This window comes from Neisseria dentiae, from assembly GCF_024580525.1.
GTDB classification, from domain to species: Bacteria; Pseudomonadota; Gammaproteobacteria; order Burkholderiales; family Neisseriaceae; genus Neisseria; species Neisseria dentiae_A.
The window spans coordinates 33307-50214 of the sequence record NZ_JANIKQ010000015.1; the positions used below are offsets into that span (position 1 = coordinate 33307).

Sequence of the window (16908 nt, forward strand, 5' to 3'; positions counted from 1 at the left end):
GCAGAGGCCGTCTGAAAGCTGAAAACGGTTACATGCCTTCCAACAGCATGGTGTCGATGCAGTCGCACAGGGCGTGAATCAGCAGGATGTGGATTTCCTGTATGCGGGCGGTGCGCTGGTGGGGCACGTTCAACAGAATATCGCTGTCTTTGAGCATGGCGGCGATTTTGCCGCCGTCGCGGCCGGTGAGGGCGATAACGTGCATGTCGCGCTCGTGGGCGGCTTTGATGGCTTCGATAACGTTGGCGGAATTGCCAGAGGTGGAAATGCCGATAAGCACGTCGCCCGCACGACCCAGCGCGCGCACCTGTTTGCTGAACACGTGGTCGAAACCGTAATCGTTGCCGATGGCGGTGAGGGCGGAGGTGTCGGTGGTGAGCGCCACGGCAGCCAGCTCCATGCGTTCTTTTTCAAAACGGCCGGTCATTTCGGCGGCGAAATGTTGGGCATCGGCCGCCGAACCGCCGTTGCCGCAGGCGAGGATTTTGCCGTCGTTCATCAAACATTGCAGCATCAGCCCGGCCGCTTCGGCGGCAGGCCCGTTGAGAATATCCGCCGCCTGCCTTTTGGCTTCGATGCTTTCGGCGAAATGGGCGGCTACGCGTTCTTGTAAAGTGGTCATCTGAAAATCAGCCTGTGATGTTCTGCACCCATTGCGGGGCATCGTTACCCTGAATCAAAACCGCGTCCAAACGGCACGCTGCATGGCTCAGGCGGTGTTGTTGCAGATAGTGCTCGGCACTTTTTTGCAGTTTTAACAGTTTGGCGGGCGTAATGCTGTAGGCCGCGCCGCCGAAGCCGCTATTTTTGCGGTATTTTACTTCAACAAACAAAATCGTGTTGCCGTTTTTGACAATCAAATCGATTTCCCCAAACGGGCAGTGCCAGTTTCGCGCCAGCAGTTTGCAGCCCTGCTTTTGCAGAAATGCGAGCGCGGCCGCTTCGCCTGCCGCGCCTTGAGTGTGAGTTAAGCGCATATTGTTTATCCCCGTTATAGGGTCTGTCGACATTTAACGCAACGGCGGTGTTTTTGGTCAAAAATCCACGTCTGCGGCGTTAAAAATGCTCGCAAGGTGTTCAACCTTGCTGCGCTTTTTGCCTTGCATACGCGGTTTTTGCCTCAAAAAACGCTTCGTTGGTTAAATGTCGACAGCCCCTAGTGAAACAACACAAAACGATACGGCGCTGCCTCGCCTTAGCTCAAAGAGAACGATTTTGTAAGCCGCTGAAGCGGCAACAGAATCGGTTCCGTACTACTTTGTACTGTCTGCGGCTTCGGCGCCTTGTCTCCTTATTGTGTTGTTTCACTATATAATCCGGCTTTTCAGACGGCCTTCCGAAAAGCGATTCGTTATGATGATGCAGAAACATTACCAAAAAGCCTGCGACAGCCTTGAGGCGCAAACATTATACGTGGTTGCCACGCCCATCGGCAATTTGGCCGATATTACCCTGCGCGCGCTGGCGGTGCTGGCCCGTGCCGACTTAGTGTGTGCCGAAGACACCCGTGTTACCGCACAACTTTTGGGTGCTTACGGCATACAGGCCAAGCTGTTAAGCGTGCGCGAACACAACGAACAGCAGATGGCGGGCAAAGTAATCGAAGCGCTTTCAGACGGCCTGATAGTGGCGCAGGTGTCGGATGCCGGCACGCCCGCCGTGTGCGACCCCGGCGCCAAACTGTCCGCCCGCGTGCGCGAAGCCGGGTTCAAGGTAGTGCCGGTGGTCGGCGCCAGCGCCGTGATGGGGGCGTTGAGCGCGGCAGGCGTTACCGAGCCGGGCTTTTATTTTCACGGGTTTCTGCCTGCCAAAGCGGGCGAGCGCCAAAAACTGCTGGCAGGTTGGGCGCAGGCCGAACACCCTGTGGTGGCGTTTGAAACCCCGCACCGCATCGCCGCTGCATTGGCCGACATGGCGGCGTTGTTCCCCGAGCGCAAACTGACGTTGGCGCGGGAAATCACCAAAACGTTTGAAACGTTTTTAAGCGGCAGCGTAACCGATATTCAGACGGCCTTGGCCAACGATGCCAACCAGAGCCGCGGCGAAATGGTATTGCTGCTCCACCCCGCGCCGAAAGAAAAAAACAGCACCCTGCCCGAAGCGGCGCAAAACGTGATGAAGGTGTTGGCAGCCGAACTGCCCACCAAACAGGCGGCGGAGCTGGCGGCGAAAATCACCGGCGAGAGCAAAAAAGCGCTCTACGATTTGGCGCTGACGTGGAAATAAAACCGGCAGGAATGGCGGCAAGGAAATTTTGTGTGATATAAAAGTTTCATGCTATTTGAGTTGCCTGCATATTTTCAGGCCGTCTGAAAACTATTTTTTCAGACGGCCTGAGTTAAGTTTAAATGCTGTTGCTTGCTTAATCTTAATAAAGAGCCGCAACAATCAAATGAATGAAGAAACGGCGGTTTCAAACAGATAACTGCCGGGGGTGTTTTATCAAGTTCCGGCTTGTTTACTGCGCCTGAAATCCGCCGCCGAGACGGGCGTGGACGCTGCTCCAGGCAGTCAGCAAGTCCGCACGGCTTTGCGCCAGCTGCATTTGCAGCTGTAAGGCTTCGTCTTGTTTTTGCAGAGGAACCAAACCGTTTTCCAGCCCGGCGCGCATCCGCCGGGAAGCGGCCGCCGCCGATTTTTCGGCGGTTTCCACCATGCGCTGCTGCAATGTGGTTTGGCTGAGCAGGCTTTGATAATCGCTGACGGCATCGGCCGCCGAACGCATGGCGTTCAGCACGGTTTGGTCATACACCGCCACCTGCTCGTTAAAGCGGGCGTGGCGTGCCCCCAATTTCGACTGCAACGCGCCCGAGGTGAAAATCGGCAGGCTGAGTGCGGGCATAATGCCCAACACGCCGGAGCTTTTGCCGTTGATAACATCAAAAGCGTCAACGTGCGCCAATCCGGCCAGTAGTTTCAATTCGATGTTGGGATAGAAAGCCGCTTTCGCTTCACGGACATCTTGCGCGCGTGATTCCAAGAGGGCGCGTTGGGCGGCGATGTCGGGCCGTTTGCCCAGCAGATCGGCACGGATACGGTTGACCGCCAACACCGGTGCGGTTGCCTGCGGAGCGGGCTGCCAATTTTGTAAATCAGCGGGAGAGCGCCCCGCCGTTACCGCCAAGCTGTTGCGCACACGCGAAATATTGCGTGCCAGCTGCAATTGCTGCACCTGCAATTGTTGCCGGGCCTGCTCGGCCTGATAAAGCGCGGAAGCGGGCAGGATATTTGCCTGTATGCGTTGCTTTAATAGTTTTTCGATGCCGTCGGCCACCTGCAAGCGTTTTTGCAGGGTTTGCCGCTGGGCTTCCAAAGCCTGCCAAGCAAAATATTGGGCGGCTACGGCATTGGCCACTTCCAAACGGGTTTGCACCGCCTCGTATGCCGCCGCCCGGCTGCGGCCTAAGGCGGATTGGATACGGGCTTTGTTTTTGCCCCAGAAGTCGAACGACCAGCTGCCTTGCAAAGCGGTTGCCGCCACCAGCAGGGTATGGTCGGTGTTTGCTGCGTTGGAAACGGGTTTGGGGCTGACATACGCCCCTATGCCTTGCGAAATCAGGCCCACTTGGACGCCGTCGGCGGCACGGTTCACGCCGAGTTCGGCCTGCGCCTGCTCGAAACGTGCTTGGGCAATCCGCATTTGCGGGGCGGTGCGGACGGCTTCTTCGATTAAACGGTTGAGTTTGGGGTCGCGCAACTGCGTCCACCATCCGTCGCGTATTTCGCGGGTGGATTCGCCTTGCGGCAATGAATAAGCCGTTGGGGTATCCAACGGCACTTGTTTGCCAAACGGCGCGCAGGCAGCGGTGAGCGACAAGCCGAGCAGCGCCGCGCTGCGTGCGATCAGGGTAAATTTCATTAAACTATCCGCCTTGCTTTCGCCGGGCGCAGCATCATGACAAAACGGCGGAATCAGCCGAGTTTGGTCAGCAGTTTGCCTAACAGATGTTGCAGCTGGGCGTAATCTTCATTGGTGAAGTCTTCCCACGCCTCGCCGCTCTTGCTGGAAATCTGCGGCCAGATTTTTTGGATAAAGGCTTCACCCTCAGCGGTTAATTTTAACACGATTTGGCGGCGGTCTTGTTGGTTGATGTGGCGCTCCACCCAGCCGCGCTCCACCATTTCGTCGGAAAGGCGGGTGGCGCTGGTGCGGGTTAAGTCCATCAAATCGCTCAGGCGCGAAGGCAGGATTTCGCTGTCGGGGCTCACATAAACCGCCATCATGGCAAACCACAGGTTTTCGTTGATGCCGAATTCTTTCAGGCTGTCGTTCAGGTGGCTGCTCAAGCGCTCCGTCACGACGCGCAGCAGGCGGCCGGATTGGGTTTGTTGTTCGGAAAATTCAGGCAGGCGCCCGGATAACAACCGTAGCGCATTAACCAGTTCGGCTTGTGAAAAACTCATTATATTTCTCTTCTCAAATGATGTTGGCAAATTGATAATTTTGACAAAGTGCAGTTATCTGCTTTTAAATTTCTGTAAAATTGCTGTTTTTCACTTAAAATCGGCAATTTTTTTAATTTGGCTGCGGATATTTTAATCCTAATGTTTATAGTTTCTCAAAAAAACAGATAATCGGTTTACCTTTCTTACAAGCGGCTTGCTGTTGTCATAAAATAGGCTGCATGACCTGTCGGGGGGTAAAAATCAACCGTTTATCTGCAGCACCAAGTGCTGCTTGGGATTTTTCGGCGGGCAGTCCGCTGTATCCGGATCGGTTTTGCTTTTTTTAGAGTAGGTCCCCTATGTATAGTTCGGCGGAAAAACATATCTTTACGCATTATGCATTTATAAAAAACGAACGACATTTTAAAATTTTTTAAATTCAATATATTGGAAAAATTTATAAAATGCATGCCGATAAATTTGGTTTTGAACTCCCTGTTTCATAAACCATTTTTAACAGTTTCGCTTTGTGCTTCCGCCTGCATGGCAATACAAATTGCTGCCTTTTGTATTAAAATGCAAAACTTTGCATTGTGGTTCGCAAACCTCCCACATTAAAAAACTAAGGAACTTTCACTATGACCCGAAGCAGCGACGAATTGCACGGCATCACTTTGCTGGGCAGTCAAAACATTTCGTACCGCACCGAATATGCGCCCGAAGTTTTGGAAGCATTCGACAACAAACATCCGGGCAATGATTATTTTGTCAAATTCATCTGTCCCGAATTTACCAGCCTGTGCCCGATGACCGGCCAACCCGATTTCGCCACCATTTATATCCGCTATATTCCCGCCGAAAAAATGGTGGAAAGCAAATCGCTCAAGCTTTATCTGTTCAGTTTTCGCAATCACGGTGATTTTCATGAAGACTGTGTCAATATCATCATGAAAGATTTGATTGCGCTGATGCAGCCGAAATATATTGAGGTTTATGGTGAATTTACGCCGCGCGGCGGGATAGCCATCCACCCGTTCGCCAATTACGGCCGCCCGGGCACCGAATTCGAGCAGCTCGCCAAAACGCGTCTGTTTGCCCACGATGCGCACGCATGAGTGCGTACGGCGGCATTTCTGTATCAATATCTGCAATATTTTTAAAAACTGATTGAACGCTGTCTGTTGCAGTTGTTTGGTGGAGGCCGTCTGAAAAAGCGGCGCACCGCCGACACGGCGCAGGCAGGCGGGAGCATGACTATGTATCGATTTACTTCTGCACAATTGCAAAAAGCCCTGATTTGGCTTGCCTTTTTTCATATTTTAATTATTGCGGCCAGCAATTATCTGGTGCAGTTTCCGTTTGAAGTGTTCGGATTCCACACCACTTGGGGGGCGTTTACGTTTCCGTTTATTTTTTTGGCCACCGATTTGACCGTGCGTATTTTCGGCCAGCGCCTTGCGCGTCGGATTATTTTTTGGGTGATGCTGCCGGCGTTGGCTTTGTCGTATGCGGTGTCGGTGCTGTTTCACGAGGGTGCTTGGACGGGTTGGGCTGCGTTGGCTTCGTTTAACGGTTTTGTCGGCCGTATTGCGTTGGCCAGCTTTGCCGCGTATGCGCTCGGGCAGTTGCTGGATATTTTCGTGTTCAATAAATTGCGCCGCTTGAAGTCTTGGTGGATTGCGCCCACAGCTTCGACGTTTTTGGGCAATGCGTTGGATACGTTGGTTTTCTTCGGTGTGGCTTTCTATGCCAGCAGCGATGCGTTTATGGCGGCAAACTGGCAGGAAATCGCTTTTATCGACTATCTGTTCAAGCTTGTTATCTGCACGCTGTTTTTCCTGCCTACTTACGGCATATTGTTGAACGTGCTGACGAAAAAGCTGACTACACTCAAGCAGCAGGAAGGACAGGCAGCTTTGGCGGTTCAAGAGCATTGATGGGAAGAGCGGTATTGAAAAAGGCTGAGACCTTTGCAAAGTCCCCCATCTGCGGCGCATTTCTGCGTTGTGCGCTGCTCGCTCGCTTGCCTAACTTCATGTTATGTCTGCGCTCGCTGCGCTGCTACGCCTTGAACTGCATCCGCATCTGGGGGTTTGCAAAGGTCTCAGGCCGTCTGAAAGTTTTCAGACGGCCTTTGGTATTTTGATTCGGTTGATATTGGAGTGGCCCCGCCGACAGGAATCGAACCTGTATTTTACGCTTAGGAGGCATACGTTCTATCCGTTGAACTACGGCGGGGTTTTCAAACAAAACAGCAGGTTAAGAAACCCGCGCCAGCGATTCTTGCGCCAGCGCGCGCATGGCCCGGGTAACTTCGTTATCGGGCAGGGTATCTAGGCAGGCCACCGCTTTTTCAACGGCTTTGGCGGCTTCGGCGGCGGCGTAGGCCAGTGCGTCGGAATTTTTCACATAACCGTAGATTTTTTCAAAATAACTGCGGTCGGCATTTTGCAGGGCGGCGCGTACGTCGGCGGCCACCGCTTCGCTGCCTTGCTGCATCAGGTAAATCAGCGGCAGTGTGGGTTTGCCCTCGGCCAAATCGTCGCCGACGTTCTTGCCGATTTCGTCGGGATGGCCGGAATAATCCAGTACGTCGTCGATAATTTGGAAAGCGGTTCCGACATACATGCCATAATCTTTCAATGCCTGCTCCTGATCGGGTGCGGCACCCGCCAAAATCGCGCCCACTTGTGCGGCGGCTTCGAACAGCTTGGCAGTTTTATATTGGATAACCTGCACATATTCGGCTTCGGTGATGTCGGTATTGCCGATGTTCATCAGCTGCATCACTTCGCCTTCGGCAATGATATTGGTGGCGTCGGCCATCACTTCCAGAATCTTCATACTGCCCGAACCTACCATCAGCTGGAAGGCGCGGGTGTAAAGAAAGTCGCCAACCAGCACGGCCGCGGCATTGCCGAACAGGTTGTTGGCGGTTTTGCGGCCGCGGCGCAGCTCGCTTTCGTCCACCACGTCGTCGTGCAGCAGTGTGGAGGTGTGGATGAATTCCACCATGGCGGCCAGCGAATACAGTTTTTCACCGTCGTAACCCAAAGCCTTGCCCGCCAGAATCGTGATAATCGGGCGCAGGCGTTTGCCGCCGGCGCTGATGATGTAGGTGCCGATTTGCGAAATCAGCGCCACTTCAGACTGTACGGCCTGGTTGATGACCACGTTGACCTTGGCGAGGTCGTCGTTGAGGTGGCGTTGGAAGTAGGGCAGGTTTTCGAGCATGGCGTTTGCGGGTTCGGTTGGTCAAAACAAAAGACGGGAGAAAGAAAATATGCAGCGCGCGATTATAGCAGCAATCATACCCGCACGCACCGCCGCAGCCGTATTTTTCAGACGGCCTGTGTTGGGTGGAGAAAATAAACTTTGACAAAACAGGCAAATAAACATAAAATGCACGGCTTCGCGCATGGTGCGCGGATATTTGAACCAAAACCCTTATGGAGTTGAGTATGTACGCGGTCGTAAAAACCGGCGGTAAACAATACAAAGTTACCGTTGGCCAAAAATTGAAAGTAGAACAGATACCAGCCGAACTCGACAGCCAAATCGAACTGAATGAAGTTTTGATGATTGCTGACGGCGAATCTGTAAAAGTGGGCGCACCCTTTATCGAAGGCGCTAAAGTAACTGCCAAAGTCGTGGCTCACGGTCGTGGCGAGAAAGTACGCATTTTCAAAATGCGCCGTCGCAAACACTACCAAAAACGTCAAGGTCACCGCCAGAATTTCACCCAAATCGAAATCGTGGCAATCGCTTAATTAATCATCAGGAGTAAGTAATATGGCAACCAAAAAAGCTGGTGGTAGCTCTAAAAACGGCCGCGATTCAGAAGCCAAACGCCTGGGTGTGAAAGCCTACGGCAACGAACTGATTCCCGCCGGTTCCATCATCATCCGCCAACGCGGCACCAAATTCCACGCCGGTGAAAACGTGGGCATGGGCAAAGACCATACCCTGTTTGCCAAAGTGGACGGTTATGTGGAATTCAAAACCAAAGGCGCGCTGAACCGCAAAACCGTAAGCGTCCGCCCCTACACCGGTGCCGACGAATAAGCGTTTAACGTTTCCGCATCCGTTAAAAACCGCACATTGATGTGCGGTTTTTTATTTGGTTTGGGTGGCCGTTGAGGCGGCTGGTTTTTCAGACGGCCTGTAATCAGAGGCCTTTGCAAAATTTTTTGAGGCCGAGACTTTTGCAAAAATACCCTTAAGGCCGTCTGAAATGCTTAAATTCCGCCATTAGCTTCGCAAGTCCGCTGCACTACCCCCGCGCAGCGGACTTGCGAAGCTAATGACGAGACAAAAATGTTTTCAGGTTCGAATCGGCTTTTTGCAAAGGCTTCAATCTGTCAATGTTAATAAAAAGGTACACGTCATACTCAGGGGTGGCCTGAGTATGACGAACTGCTGCCAAGTAAGTGGTTTAACTATAGTAAAACGGCCGCCGGCTCTTCCTGAACCACTGTGCTGCCGGCTAATGCCGATACATCGTAGCTTTGGTCGGTTGTGCCGGTAGGGATGGCTTCAACGGTGCCGATGCCCAAGTTGCCCAGATCTACCGGATTGCTGCTGTCTAATATTTCGGCTGCCAAGCCGCTGCTTCCTGCTTGCGGCGTATCGGTGGCGCTTGCGGCAGCCAGCGTGCCGGTGTTGATCACGATATTTTCTGAGGCGGTTTGGCTGAAGGTGGTGGCGCCGATATCTGCGGTGGGAGCGGTGCCGGCGGAAGGAATGTCGTCTAACACGCTTTCGTCGGGCGTGGTGCCGGCGGAAACCGCTTCGGTTAACAGGGCTGCTTTTTTGAGGGCGGCCACCGATGCGACGGTGGCGCCGTTGTTGCCGACGATGCCTGCGGCTTCGCTGTGGGTGTTGGAAATAACGCGCGGTAGGGTGATTTGCTCTGTTTTTAGCCAATCGCCGTTTTCAAAGGCAGTAGGTGAGTCGGTGTCGAATGAATTATCGACAATAGTTAAGCGGCCTTTATAACTTTGACTGGTGCCGGTAGCCCGGATAACCGGTTGGGAGGGCTGCCCGCCGCCTACGTTGAACGTGTTGCTGGTTATGGAAATAGTGGCGGCATTGTTTTCAACAGTAACTGCTTTGGTAGCCCCTTCGGCCTGATTAATTTTCAGAGTGTTGTTGTCAATGGTAACGCTGCCGTTAAGGCGGTTGGCATTTTGCTTTTCTTCGATATAGATCGGAGCAGCATTGGTTTTGGTAACCGACATATTGTTACCGATAATGCGAACGTTCCCCGCTCCGGGGCCGGTTTCGATGGCGGTCGTGTGAGAGTTGTCGGATTTTCCGAATACGCTGATTAAGTTGTCGGATGAAGTACCGGTGATTTTGTTGTTGAGAATATTTAAGGCGTAGCTTACGTCTTTCTCATTGTTGCGCGCTTCGATGGCGCGGGTGATGCCGGTGCCGTCGGTGAGGTTGCTGATGGTGTTGTTGCTGATATCGAACACGCCGGCCTTGGGGTTGATAAACTTTTGCCAGTCTTGGGCTTTGTTTTCCAGCTTGATGGCGCGGTAGCCGATGTAGTCGCTGCCGGCATCGGGCACGCCGGCGTTGTCGTCTCTGGTGAGGCGGAACGACGGGTCTTGCTTGATGGTGTTGTTTTGGATGGTAACTTTATCCATGCTGAACTGACGGTTCTCTACGGCGATGCCATACATGCGGTCGCCGTTTAATGTGTTGTTTTTAATAACGACATTGTTGCCGTCGTGCGAGTCTATGCCTTTACGGTAGTTGTGGTTGGTGGTGTTGCCGGTGATGGCGACACCGTTGTTGTAACTGCCTGCCATCAGTGAAATGCCGTAGCCTGTGCCGCCGTCTTTCGCATGGCCGTTCCATGCCAGCGTGTTGTTTTCGGCGGTAAAGCTTTTTTGAAACGCGACCATCACACCTGCCACGCGGTTGTGGTGCAGGTTGCTGTCGATGATTTTGTTGTTGTCGCCGGTGGGCAGTTGTGTTGCGGTGATTTTGCCGTTGATCAGGTTGTCTTTAGCGCCGCCGGATATGGCGCTGGTGGAGGTAAATAATACGCCGGCACGGTTGGCGCCGGATACTTCTACCTTGCTGATTAAGGTGTGATCGGCATCGTTTACGACAATGCCGCTGACTTTGCCGAAGTAGCTTTGCCCCGCACGGTAGAAGTCGGTGGCGCTGGTGTGTTTGTATTGTACGGAAAGGTCGGAAACGAATTTGCCGTTTTGACCGTTAATCCAAATGCCGGCTTTTTCCGGCTCGGTGGCATTGCTTTCGGGGTTGTGCACGCCGGTTTGTTTGTGGGTGAACAGAACTTTGGTTTTACCCATGCCGTCGCCGAAAATACCGGTTACGTTTTTCGTGGCAGCGTTGATTTCGATGGCGCCGGTGATGGTGATGGTGCCGGTTAAATACAGAGCTGCTTTTTCTTTATGGGCGGCCGCCAGCGCGGCTTTAATGGCATCATTATAGGTGTTGGTTGCGGTTTTGAAATCGCGGATATCAACATATTTCCCGTGCTTTGCGTGGGTACGCACAACATAGTTCGCCATAAATTATTGTTCTCCTGGTTAAACAAGTGATTGATGCATAAAGAATATTAAAGCAGGGAAGTATATGGGGTTTCGACATGGTAAAAAAGGGGAAGATTGGCGAGGTTGTTTGAATACCGTTTGCCGCAATATCTGTCTTTGTATTTTTTAACAAAAGCAACCTTGAAAAATAGAGGGATGTTTTTTTGTTTTCCTAAAAATTTTAAACATTAACCCGATTAAATATGATGATCGGCAATGTGTTTGATTCTTTTTTCATTTTTAGAGCTTTTATTGTTATTGTTTGTTAAATTTTGTTTTTATGGAGGCAGCTTGATTTTTTATTGGGGATTTCCGTTAAAATCGACCGCATTTGCTTGATAAGGCCGTCTGAAAACTTGGGTGATGATGACTTCAAAAAAACCAAAACGTATTCTGATTATCAAACTGCGCCACCACGGCGATGTGTTGTTGACCACGCCGGTGGCCGACCGCATCAAACATGCCTATCCCGATTGCACCGTCGATATGCTGGTGTATCAGGAAACCGCCGATATTCTGCGCGACAACCGCCAGATCAACCGTATTTTCACCATCGACCGCCAATGGAAAAAACAGGGCTTGTGCCGCCAATTGGCGCATGAACGGGCATTGCTGGCCGGTTTGAAAGCACAGCGCTACGATTGGGTGTTCAATCTTTCCGACCAATGGCGTGCGGCGGCGGTGGCCAAATTGTGCGGCAGGAACAGCGGCGGTTTGTGCTACGGTAAACGCGACAACGCGCTATGGCGCTTCTGCCACAGCGAGTTGAGCGAAGACTTGGGGCATGAACACCATATCGTCGAACACAATCTCGCCGTATTGCGTCCGCTGCAATTGGCCGACGGTTACCGCCCGCGCGTGTGCATGGAAATCGCGCCCGACACGCGCAGCAGTTTGCAGGCCAAGCTGCGGGAACAAGGTTGGCGGGGCGAGTCTTATGTGTTGATGCACCCAGGTTCGCGCTGGGTATTTAAGTGTTGGGAAAACGGTAAAACCGCCGAACTGCTGCAACGTTTGCTCGATAGCGGCCGCCATTTGGTGCTGACCGCTGCCCCCGATGCCGGCGAGCTGGCTATGCTGGCGGATATTGCAGGCCGTCTGAAAGCGCCGCAGGGCGTGCATATATGGATTTTGTCGGGCTGCCTGAGCCTGCGCGAGCTGGCGGCGGCAATCGACGGTGCCGAACTGTTTATCGGTGTCGATTCCGTGCCCATGCACATGGCGGCCGCGCTGGATAAGCCCCAAGTGGCGCTGTTCGGCCCGAGTTGGGTGAGCCGTTGGCGGCCTTATTCGGAGCGTGCCGAGGTGGTGTGGGCGGGGGATTTCGGCGATTTGCCCCATCCCGACAGTATCGACACCAACGATCAAACCCGCCTGTTGGGCGCGATTCCGGTTGATGCCGTGTGGCAGGCGGTGCAGAAGCGGTTGGGGGAATAGGGCGGCGGTTTACTTTGTTTCGTTATGGTTAAACCACTTGCTTAATAACCGTTTTATCATATTCGGAGCAAGCCCGAGAATAACGTAATCCGTAGCGAAAATAAGTTTTCGCTGCAAGGGAGCAGGGGCATGAAGGCCGTCTGAAAACAGAAAAACCTGTTTGAGTATGTTCAAACAGGTTTTTCGCATTAACGGGCGGTTTAATCTGCACGGAAAGTGTCGTGGCAGGATTTGCAGCTTTGGCCCACGTCGCCGAACGGTTTTTTCACATCGTCGAGCTTGCCGGAGGCGGCGGCGGTTTTCAGCGCGGCAGCGGCGGTGGTGAATTTTTCGATTTCTTTTTTGAATTCGTCGGGCTTGCTCCACACTTCGGGTTTGGCTTCCGATTCTTCGTTGGCGCTTTCGGGCGTGTAGTGTACCCATGGTTTGTCGGCATTGGCGGCGAGATTGTCGGCGGCGGCCTGGAAGGCGGCGGCATCATACGGGGTTTCGCCTTTCACCATTTTGCCCATGGTGCCGGCATCTTTCTTAAATGATTTCATCAGTTTTTCGCGCTCTTTCACGGCTTCTTTCGGGCTTAAAGCCGAAGCGGCTGCCTGGCCGGCCGGAGCGGAAGCGGCGGCGGATGCGGGCGCCGAGGCTGCGGGGGCGGAGCTGTTGCTTTGTCCGCCGCAGGCGGCCAGCAGGGAGAGGGCGGTTAAGGTGCCGAGGGTAAGCATGGTTTTTTTCATGGTTGTGTCCTTGAGTGGTTTATGGTTGTGTAACGGCCGGTTGAGCCGCTGTTTTTGTTTATAGCGGATTAACTTGTTTCCGCCGGGCTTGCTGTCCTGAAGCGGGGTAAGCAGGTTCACTATATGACAAAGCGGCCGTCTGAAAGTTTTGCCGGTTTTATTCAGACGGCCTATAAGCCGTTATCTTAACGCGATATTGCCTACAAAAAAGCATTCAATTGCGTATAATCGCGGCTACTTACAGATATTTACATCAAAACAACGAAAGGTTTGATTATGAACGAGCAAACGGTAAACAGCCAATCGCGCTGGCGCGAGCGGTTGCGGGCGATGGGGCCCGGCATCATGATGGCTTCGGCGGCGGTGGGCGGCTCGCACATCATCGCCTCCACCCAGGCCGGTGCTTTATACGGCTGGCAGCTGGCGCTGATTATCGTGCTGGCCAACCTGTTCAAATACCCGTTTTTCCGCTTCGGCCCGCAATATACGCTGGAAACGGGCAGAAGCCTGCTGGAAGGTTATGCCGACAAAAGCCGCGTGTATTTGTGGGTGTTTTTCGTGCTCAACCTGTTTGCCACGGTGATTAACACCGCGGCGGTGAGTATGTTGTGCGCGGCGATTTTGAGCTTTGTGCTGCCGGGCGAGTGGTCGATGAACGCGCTATCCGTTGCTGTATTGGCTTCCGCAGTATTGATGCTGCTGGTGGGGCCTTACCGCACGGTAGACAGTATGTCGAAAATCATCATGATCAGCCTCACCATCACCACGGTGGCGGCGGTGGCGGTGGCTGCCTCCAAGGGCGCGCAGATGCAGCCGGGCTTTATCGAACCCAGCCCGTGGAACCTCGGCGCGCTGGCGTTTATCGTGGCGCTGATGGGCTGGATGCCGGCGCCGATTGAGATTTCGGCCATCAATTCGATGTGGGTGGCGGCCAAGCGCAAGCTGGAAAAAGTGAGCTATGAAGACGGCCTGTTCGACTTCAACGTCGGCTACATCAGCACCGCCATTCTGGCGATTGTGTTTCTGGCGCTGGGTGCGCTGGTGCAATATGGTTCGGGCACCGAAGTGAAGATGGCGGGCGGCGCCTATATCGGCCAGTTAATCGATATGTATGCCAAAACCATCGGCGATTGGTCGCGCTGGCTGGTGGCGTTTATCGCGTTTGCCTGTATGTACGGCACCACCATTACGGTGATCGACGGCTATTCGCGCACCAATATGGAATCGCTGCGGCTGATTTTGCGCCGCCCCGAAAGCGAGCGCAGCAACCGCATTTTGGCGGTGTGGATTATTTTCGCCGCCATTACCGGTTTGTGCGTGATGCTGTTTTTCAAAGGTGCGGTGCTGGCGATGCTGAAGTTTGCGATGATTGCTTCGTTTGTGAGTACACCGGTTTTTGCCTATCTGAACTTGGCGCTGGTGCGCAAAGGCGAGCACAAGCTGCAACCGTGGCTGATGTGGCTGGCTTGGGTGGGCTTATTGTATTTGAGCGGTTTCGCGGTGCTGTTTTTGCTCAACCAAAGCGGGATTATTGCTTAGGCAACGGCAGGTAAACATCGAACCGCGTGCTTTTGCCCGTGTATTGGTAAGCGGGCGGTTCGTGGTTGAGAAACTCCCCCAAGCGCGGACGTTTGACGACGACGCGCTTTTTTGCGGCCGCACGGGCAGCAGCAAGCAAGCCGCCTTCGTTTTGCGCCGTGCCCACCAAACTGTGGAAATAAGCCATTTCTTTTTTTACGGCGGCTGTTTTGCGGCTTTCGGGATACATCGGGTCGAGATACACCACATCGGGGCGGCCTTCTGCGGCGGCCAATTGTGGCAGCAGCGCGCAGGTGTCGCCGAAATGCAGGGTGATGCGGTTGGCGATGGCGGCGGTTTCGGGGCATTCGAGCGCGCGTTGCAGGCCGTCTGAAAGCAGGGCGGCTACGGCGGGGTTTTGCTCGAAAGTGTGCACTTGTAGCCCCAGCGAGGCCAGCACGAATGCGTCGCGCCCCAAGCCGCCGGTGCCGTCCCAAACGGTGGCGGCGGCGGTGTGGTTGACGGCTTTGGCAATCAGTTCGCCCCCGCCTTTGGTGCGGCGGTATTGTGCCGTGCCGCCGGTGAAGTCTGCCCGAACGCGCCCTTTTTCGCCGGCGCGGCACAACGAAAGGCCGTCTGAATCGGCCAGCAGATATTCGCCCTGCTGCGGCAGGCTGCCGCACACGGCCAGGCCGAAGCGGCTAATCAGGCTGCGGGCGTTTTCGGTGGCATTTTCGGTGAGATAAACTGGAATCATGGTTGTTCAGACGGCCTGCGGTCTTGGTGTCGTGAATTAATCTTTGTGTCGTGAATTTAATTAGTGTGGGAAAAGGTCGGGTTGTTTACACTTTTTATGCCAAACGGCTTTTATTTTTTGCTGGAATGATGGTTTCGTGATTTTTGAGCATTCTCAAGAACGATGCGGCTTCGCCGTGCCTTTCGGCATTCTTGACAACCCTCAAAAATCCCAAAATGGGTCTGCATGCAAAAAACGGAAAGTGTAAACAACGCTGGAATTTCCTACATCCAGGCCGTCTGAAAAATCTTGGGGATTGGTTCGATTTTTACAGACGGCCTTGGCGATCCCGAGATGAATCCGCTCAAATGAATTCACTCCCGTTACTCGGCTTTCGCGCCCACTACGCCTTCCCATGCGTTTTTACCTTCATGTGATGCACGTCCGGTGAGCACGCTACCGTTTTGGCCGTAGAATCCGCCGCTGAATGTGCCGTTCAATTCCTGTTTGCCGCCGTTTTGACCGGCAAAAAACAGGTGTCCGTTTACACTACCGCGTTCATCCACCGCTACACGGCTGCTGCTTTTTGCCGAGCGATCCTCATGCAGCGTCCATAAACCGCCTCTGTGGTCGTGAATGTTTAGGGACATGGTTTTTTCTTTGCCGTAATAACGCGCAGAAACATCTGCTTCCAGAATTTCGGCAGGGCTTTCGTGGTAACGGTAGAGCATATTGCCCCGATAACTGATTTCTCCCGAACCTTCAGGGCGTTGGCGCTTACTTTCATCGGCATCCTGCAGGCCGAAATACGGTTGCTGCGAACCGTCATATTCGCCGAAGTCGTTTTTCAGCGGTTTATTCACCAAAGCATAGCCGTAATAACCGATTAATTCGCCCGCGCTGTCGCGTAGGGTTCTCGTTTCATGCTTAATGAATTTATTTTCGGGATTGAGCAGTGTTAATTCGATTTTTTTATTATTATCGTTAAATACCAATTTCATTAAATCTTCGCCTTCGATGCCGTTTTGTGTGCGCAGTTGCATACGTTTGAATACTTCGGCATCGGCTTCGGGCATACGCTCCTGATGTTTAGGCGGTTGCGGATTGGATTCCTCTTTCGGTTTTGATTCGGGTTGTGATTCTGATGGTTGCTGTGCTTTTTTGTTGTCGGCAGAAGGCGCTTCAGTTCCGGAGGGAACCGTGGGAAGGGTTTCTTGCGGAGAAGATTCCGTCGCAGGAGGGGTTTGCGGCTGCTCTATTTCGGGTTTGGGTTGCGGCATGGCGGACGGGCTTGCTCTGCCTCCGCTACCGCAGGCAGATAATATCAGCGTGCCCAACAAGGGAAGTATGTATTTTCCGGGGAGTATCGTTTTCATTGTTAACGTCCTTTTAACTAAGACAAACCTTTTAAATAAAGGAAAAAATAAAAAACAGCATCATTCTGAATGATTTATATTTAACATATTAACATAATGCGCCATTGGCATAAATATGTTGTATAAATCTCAGAATAATGCTGATTTTT

17 protein-coding genes, 1 tRNA gene, 1 pseudogene and 1 riboswitch are annotated in these 16908 nt (G+C 53.0%); of the genes and pseudogenes, 9 read left to right on the forward strand and 10 right to left on the reverse strand.

Annotated features, from left to right (window positions below; translation table 11 throughout):
- Positions 1–28: 28 nt before the first annotated feature.
- Both NQ012_RS09545 and NQ012_RS09550 read right to left on the reverse strand, forming a co-directional pair.
- Positions 29–622, reverse strand: coding sequence for a phosphoheptose isomerase (locus NQ012_RS09545; protein ID WP_257067362.1), 594 nt, complete (start codon positions 620–622; stop codon positions 29–31).
- Between the two features lie 7 nt (positions 623–629).
- Positions 630–977: a YraN family protein gene (locus NQ012_RS09550; RefSeq protein ID WP_257067363.1), complete on the reverse strand. Its 348-nt coding sequence runs from the start codon at positions 975–977 to the stop codon at positions 630–632.
- A gap of 379 nt (positions 978–1356) precedes the next feature.
- On the opposite strand from NQ012_RS09550, the gene rsmI reads away from it, so the two are divergent.
- Positions 1357–2226, forward strand: a complete 870-nt coding sequence (rsmI, locus tag NQ012_RS09555; protein WP_257067411.1) for a 16S rRNA (cytidine(1402)-2'-O)-methyltransferase — start codon at positions 1357–1359, stop codon at positions 2224–2226.
- A 232-nt stretch (positions 2227–2458) separates the two neighbouring features.
- Here rsmI and NQ012_RS09560 read toward each other — a convergent pair whose 3' ends face one another.
- On the reverse strand, positions 2459–3859 hold the full coding sequence (locus tag NQ012_RS09560; protein WP_257067365.1) for an efflux transporter outer membrane subunit: 1401 nt from the start codon (positions 3857–3859) through the stop codon (positions 2459–2461).
- Between the two features lie 53 nt (positions 3860–3912).
- Positions 3913–4404: a MarR family winged helix-turn-helix transcriptional regulator gene (locus tag NQ012_RS09565; protein ID WP_257067367.1), complete on the reverse strand. Its 492-nt coding sequence runs from the start codon at positions 4402–4404 to the stop codon at positions 3913–3915.
- 569 nt (positions 4405–4973) lie between these two features.
- Positions 4974–5018, forward strand: a riboswitch (PreQ1 riboswitch).
- Between the two features lie 6 nt (positions 5019–5024).
- Between NQ012_RS09565 and queF the strand changes: the two genes are divergently transcribed.
- The 3 genes and pseudogenes from queF to NQ012_RS09580 all read left to right on the forward strand — a co-directional run.
- Positions 5025–5501 carry a preQ(1) synthase gene (gene queF, locus NQ012_RS09570; protein ID WP_257067368.1) on the forward strand — a complete coding sequence of 159 codons (477 nt, stop codon included), beginning with the start codon at positions 5025–5027 and terminating at the stop codon, positions 5499–5501.
- Between the two features lie 141 nt (positions 5502–5642).
- A complete protein-coding gene (locus NQ012_RS09575) occupies positions 5643–6323 on the forward strand; it encodes a 7-cyano-7-deazaguanine/7-aminomethyl-7-deazaguanine transporter (RefSeq protein ID WP_257067413.1) in 681 nt (226 codons plus the stop codon).
- Positions 6324–6372: 49 nt separating this feature from the next.
- A pseudogene (locus tag NQ012_RS09580) lies at positions 6373–6495 on the forward strand (lipoprotein signal peptidase); the annotation flags it as partial.
- 54 nt (positions 6496–6549) lie between these two features.
- On the opposite strand, the gene NQ012_RS09585 reads toward NQ012_RS09580, so the two are convergent.
- Both NQ012_RS09585 and NQ012_RS09590 read right to left on the reverse strand, forming a co-directional pair.
- Positions 6550–6624 (reverse strand) — tRNA-Arg (locus NQ012_RS09585).
- 21 nt (positions 6625–6645) lie between these two features.
- The gene (locus NQ012_RS09590) at positions 6646–7620 is read right to left on the reverse strand and encodes a polyprenyl synthetase family protein (protein WP_257067370.1); all 975 of its coding nucleotides are present in this window, start codon (positions 7618–7620) and stop codon (positions 6646–6648) included.
- A gap of 227 nt (positions 7621–7847) precedes the next feature.
- Between NQ012_RS09590 and rplU the strand changes: the two genes are divergently transcribed.
- Entirely contained in the window at positions 7848–8156 is a 309-nt protein-coding gene (gene rplU / locus NQ012_RS09595; RefSeq protein WP_095197892.1) for a 50S ribosomal protein L21, read from the forward strand.
- A gap of 22 nt (positions 8157–8178) precedes the next feature.
- Positions 8179–8451 (forward strand): 50S ribosomal protein L27, encoded by a 273-nt coding sequence (rpmA, locus tag NQ012_RS09600; RefSeq protein WP_085365403.1) that lies wholly within the window; start codon positions 8179–8181, stop codon positions 8449–8451.
- Positions 8452–8825: 374 nt separating this feature from the next.
- On the opposite strand, the gene NQ012_RS09605 is transcribed toward rpmA, so the two are convergent.
- Complete coding sequence (locus NQ012_RS09605) at positions 8826–10940, reverse strand: right-handed parallel beta-helix repeat-containing protein (protein ID WP_257067373.1); 2115 nt, start codon at positions 10938–10940, stop codon at positions 8826–8828.
- A gap of 387 nt (positions 10941–11327) precedes the next feature.
- Here NQ012_RS09605 and rfaQ point away from each other — a divergent pair, with 387 nt between their 5' ends.
- A complete protein-coding gene (gene rfaQ, locus NQ012_RS09610) occupies positions 11328–12398 on the forward strand; it encodes a putative lipopolysaccharide heptosyltransferase III (protein WP_257067414.1) in 1071 nt (356 codons plus the stop codon).
- Positions 12399–12598: 200 nt separating this feature from the next.
- Here the strand turns inward: rfaQ and NQ012_RS09615 are convergent, their stop codons facing one another.
- A complete protein-coding gene (locus NQ012_RS09615) occupies positions 12599–13129 on the reverse strand; it encodes a c-type cytochrome (RefSeq protein WP_257067375.1) in 531 nt (176 codons plus the stop codon).
- Between the two features lie 276 nt (positions 13130–13405).
- Between NQ012_RS09615 and NQ012_RS09620 the strand changes: the two genes are divergently transcribed.
- Entirely contained in the window at positions 13406–14668 is a 1263-nt protein-coding gene (locus NQ012_RS09620; RefSeq protein ID WP_257067376.1) for an NRAMP family divalent metal transporter, read from the forward strand.
- On the opposite strand, the gene NQ012_RS09625 is transcribed toward NQ012_RS09620, so the two are convergent.
- Together NQ012_RS09625 and NQ012_RS09630 are read right to left on the reverse strand one after the other, a co-directional pair.
- Positions 14658–15404 carry a class I SAM-dependent methyltransferase gene (locus tag NQ012_RS09625; protein WP_257067377.1) on the reverse strand — a complete coding sequence of 249 codons (747 nt, stop codon included), beginning with the start codon at positions 15402–15404 and terminating at the stop codon, positions 14658–14660. The two genes, NQ012_RS09620 and NQ012_RS09625, sit on opposite strands and share 11 nt — an antisense overlap.
- Positions 15405–15766: 362 nt before the next feature.
- A complete protein-coding gene (locus NQ012_RS09630) occupies positions 15767–16459 on the reverse strand; it encodes a transferrin-binding protein-like solute binding protein (RefSeq protein ID WP_257067379.1) in 693 nt (230 codons plus the stop codon).
- Between the two features lie 28 nt (positions 16460–16487).
- Here NQ012_RS09630 and NQ012_RS09635 point away from each other — a divergent pair, with 28 nt between their 5' ends.
- Entirely contained in the window at positions 16488–16832 is a 345-nt protein-coding gene (locus NQ012_RS09635; protein ID WP_257067381.1) for a hypothetical protein, read from the forward strand.
- Positions 16833–16908: the final 76 nt, after the last annotated feature.

Excerpts from the sequence above, each read along its gene's own strand:
- NQ012_RS09630 (WP_257067379.1), bottom strand. The coding sequence starts at position 16,459 with ATGCCCGAAGCCGATGCCGAAGTATTCAAACGTATGCAACTGCGCACA.
- rplU (WP_095197892.1), top strand. The coding sequence starts at position 7,848 with ATGTACGCGGTCGTAAAAACCGGCGGTAAACAATACAAAGTTACCGTT.
- NQ012_RS09615 (WP_257067375.1), bottom strand. The coding sequence starts at position 13,129 with ATGAAAAAAACCATGCTTACCCTCGGCACCTTAACCGCCCTCTCCCTG.
- rsmI (WP_257067411.1), top strand. The coding sequence starts at position 1,357 with ATGATGCAGAAACATTACCAAAAAGCCTGCGACAGCCTTGAGGCGCAA.
- NQ012_RS09625 (WP_257067377.1), bottom strand. The coding sequence starts at position 15,404 with ATGATTCCAGTTTATCTCACCGAAAATGCCACCGAAAACGCCCGCAGC.
- rpmA (WP_085365403.1), top strand. The coding sequence starts at position 8,179 with ATGGCAACCAAAAAAGCTGGTGGTAGCTCTAAAAACGGCCGCGATTCA.
- NQ012_RS09620 (WP_257067376.1), top strand. The coding sequence starts at position 13,406 with ATGAACGAGCAAACGGTAAACAGCCAATCGCGCTGGCGCGAGCGGTTG.
- NQ012_RS09590 (WP_257067370.1), bottom strand. The coding sequence starts at position 7,620 with ATGCTCGAAAACCTGCCCTACTTCCAACGCCACCTCAACGACGACCTC.
- NQ012_RS09550 (WP_257067363.1), bottom strand. The coding sequence starts at position 977 with ATGCGCTTAACTCACACTCAAGGCGCGGCAGGCGAAGCGGCCGCGCTC.
- NQ012_RS09605 (WP_257067373.1), bottom strand. The coding sequence starts at position 10,940 with ATGGCGAACTATGTTGTGCGTACCCACGCAAAGCACGGGAAATATGTT.
- NQ012_RS09575 (WP_257067413.1), top strand. The coding sequence starts at position 5,643 with ATGTATCGATTTACTTCTGCACAATTGCAAAAAGCCCTGATTTGGCTT.
- NQ012_RS09545 (WP_257067362.1), bottom strand. The coding sequence starts at position 622 with ATGACCACTTTACAAGAACGCGTAGCCGCCCATTTCGCCGAAAGCATC.
- rfaQ (WP_257067414.1), top strand. The coding sequence starts at position 11,328 with ATGACTTCAAAAAAACCAAAACGTATTCTGATTATCAAACTGCGCCAC.
- NQ012_RS09565 (WP_257067367.1), bottom strand. The coding sequence starts at position 4,404 with ATGAGTTTTTCACAAGCCGAACTGGTTAATGCGCTACGGTTGTTATCC.
- NQ012_RS09560 (WP_257067365.1), bottom strand. The coding sequence starts at position 3,859 with ATGAAATTTACCCTGATCGCACGCAGCGCGGCGCTGCTCGGCTTGTCG.
- queF (WP_257067368.1), top strand. The coding sequence starts at position 5,025 with ATGACCCGAAGCAGCGACGAATTGCACGGCATCACTTTGCTGGGCAGT.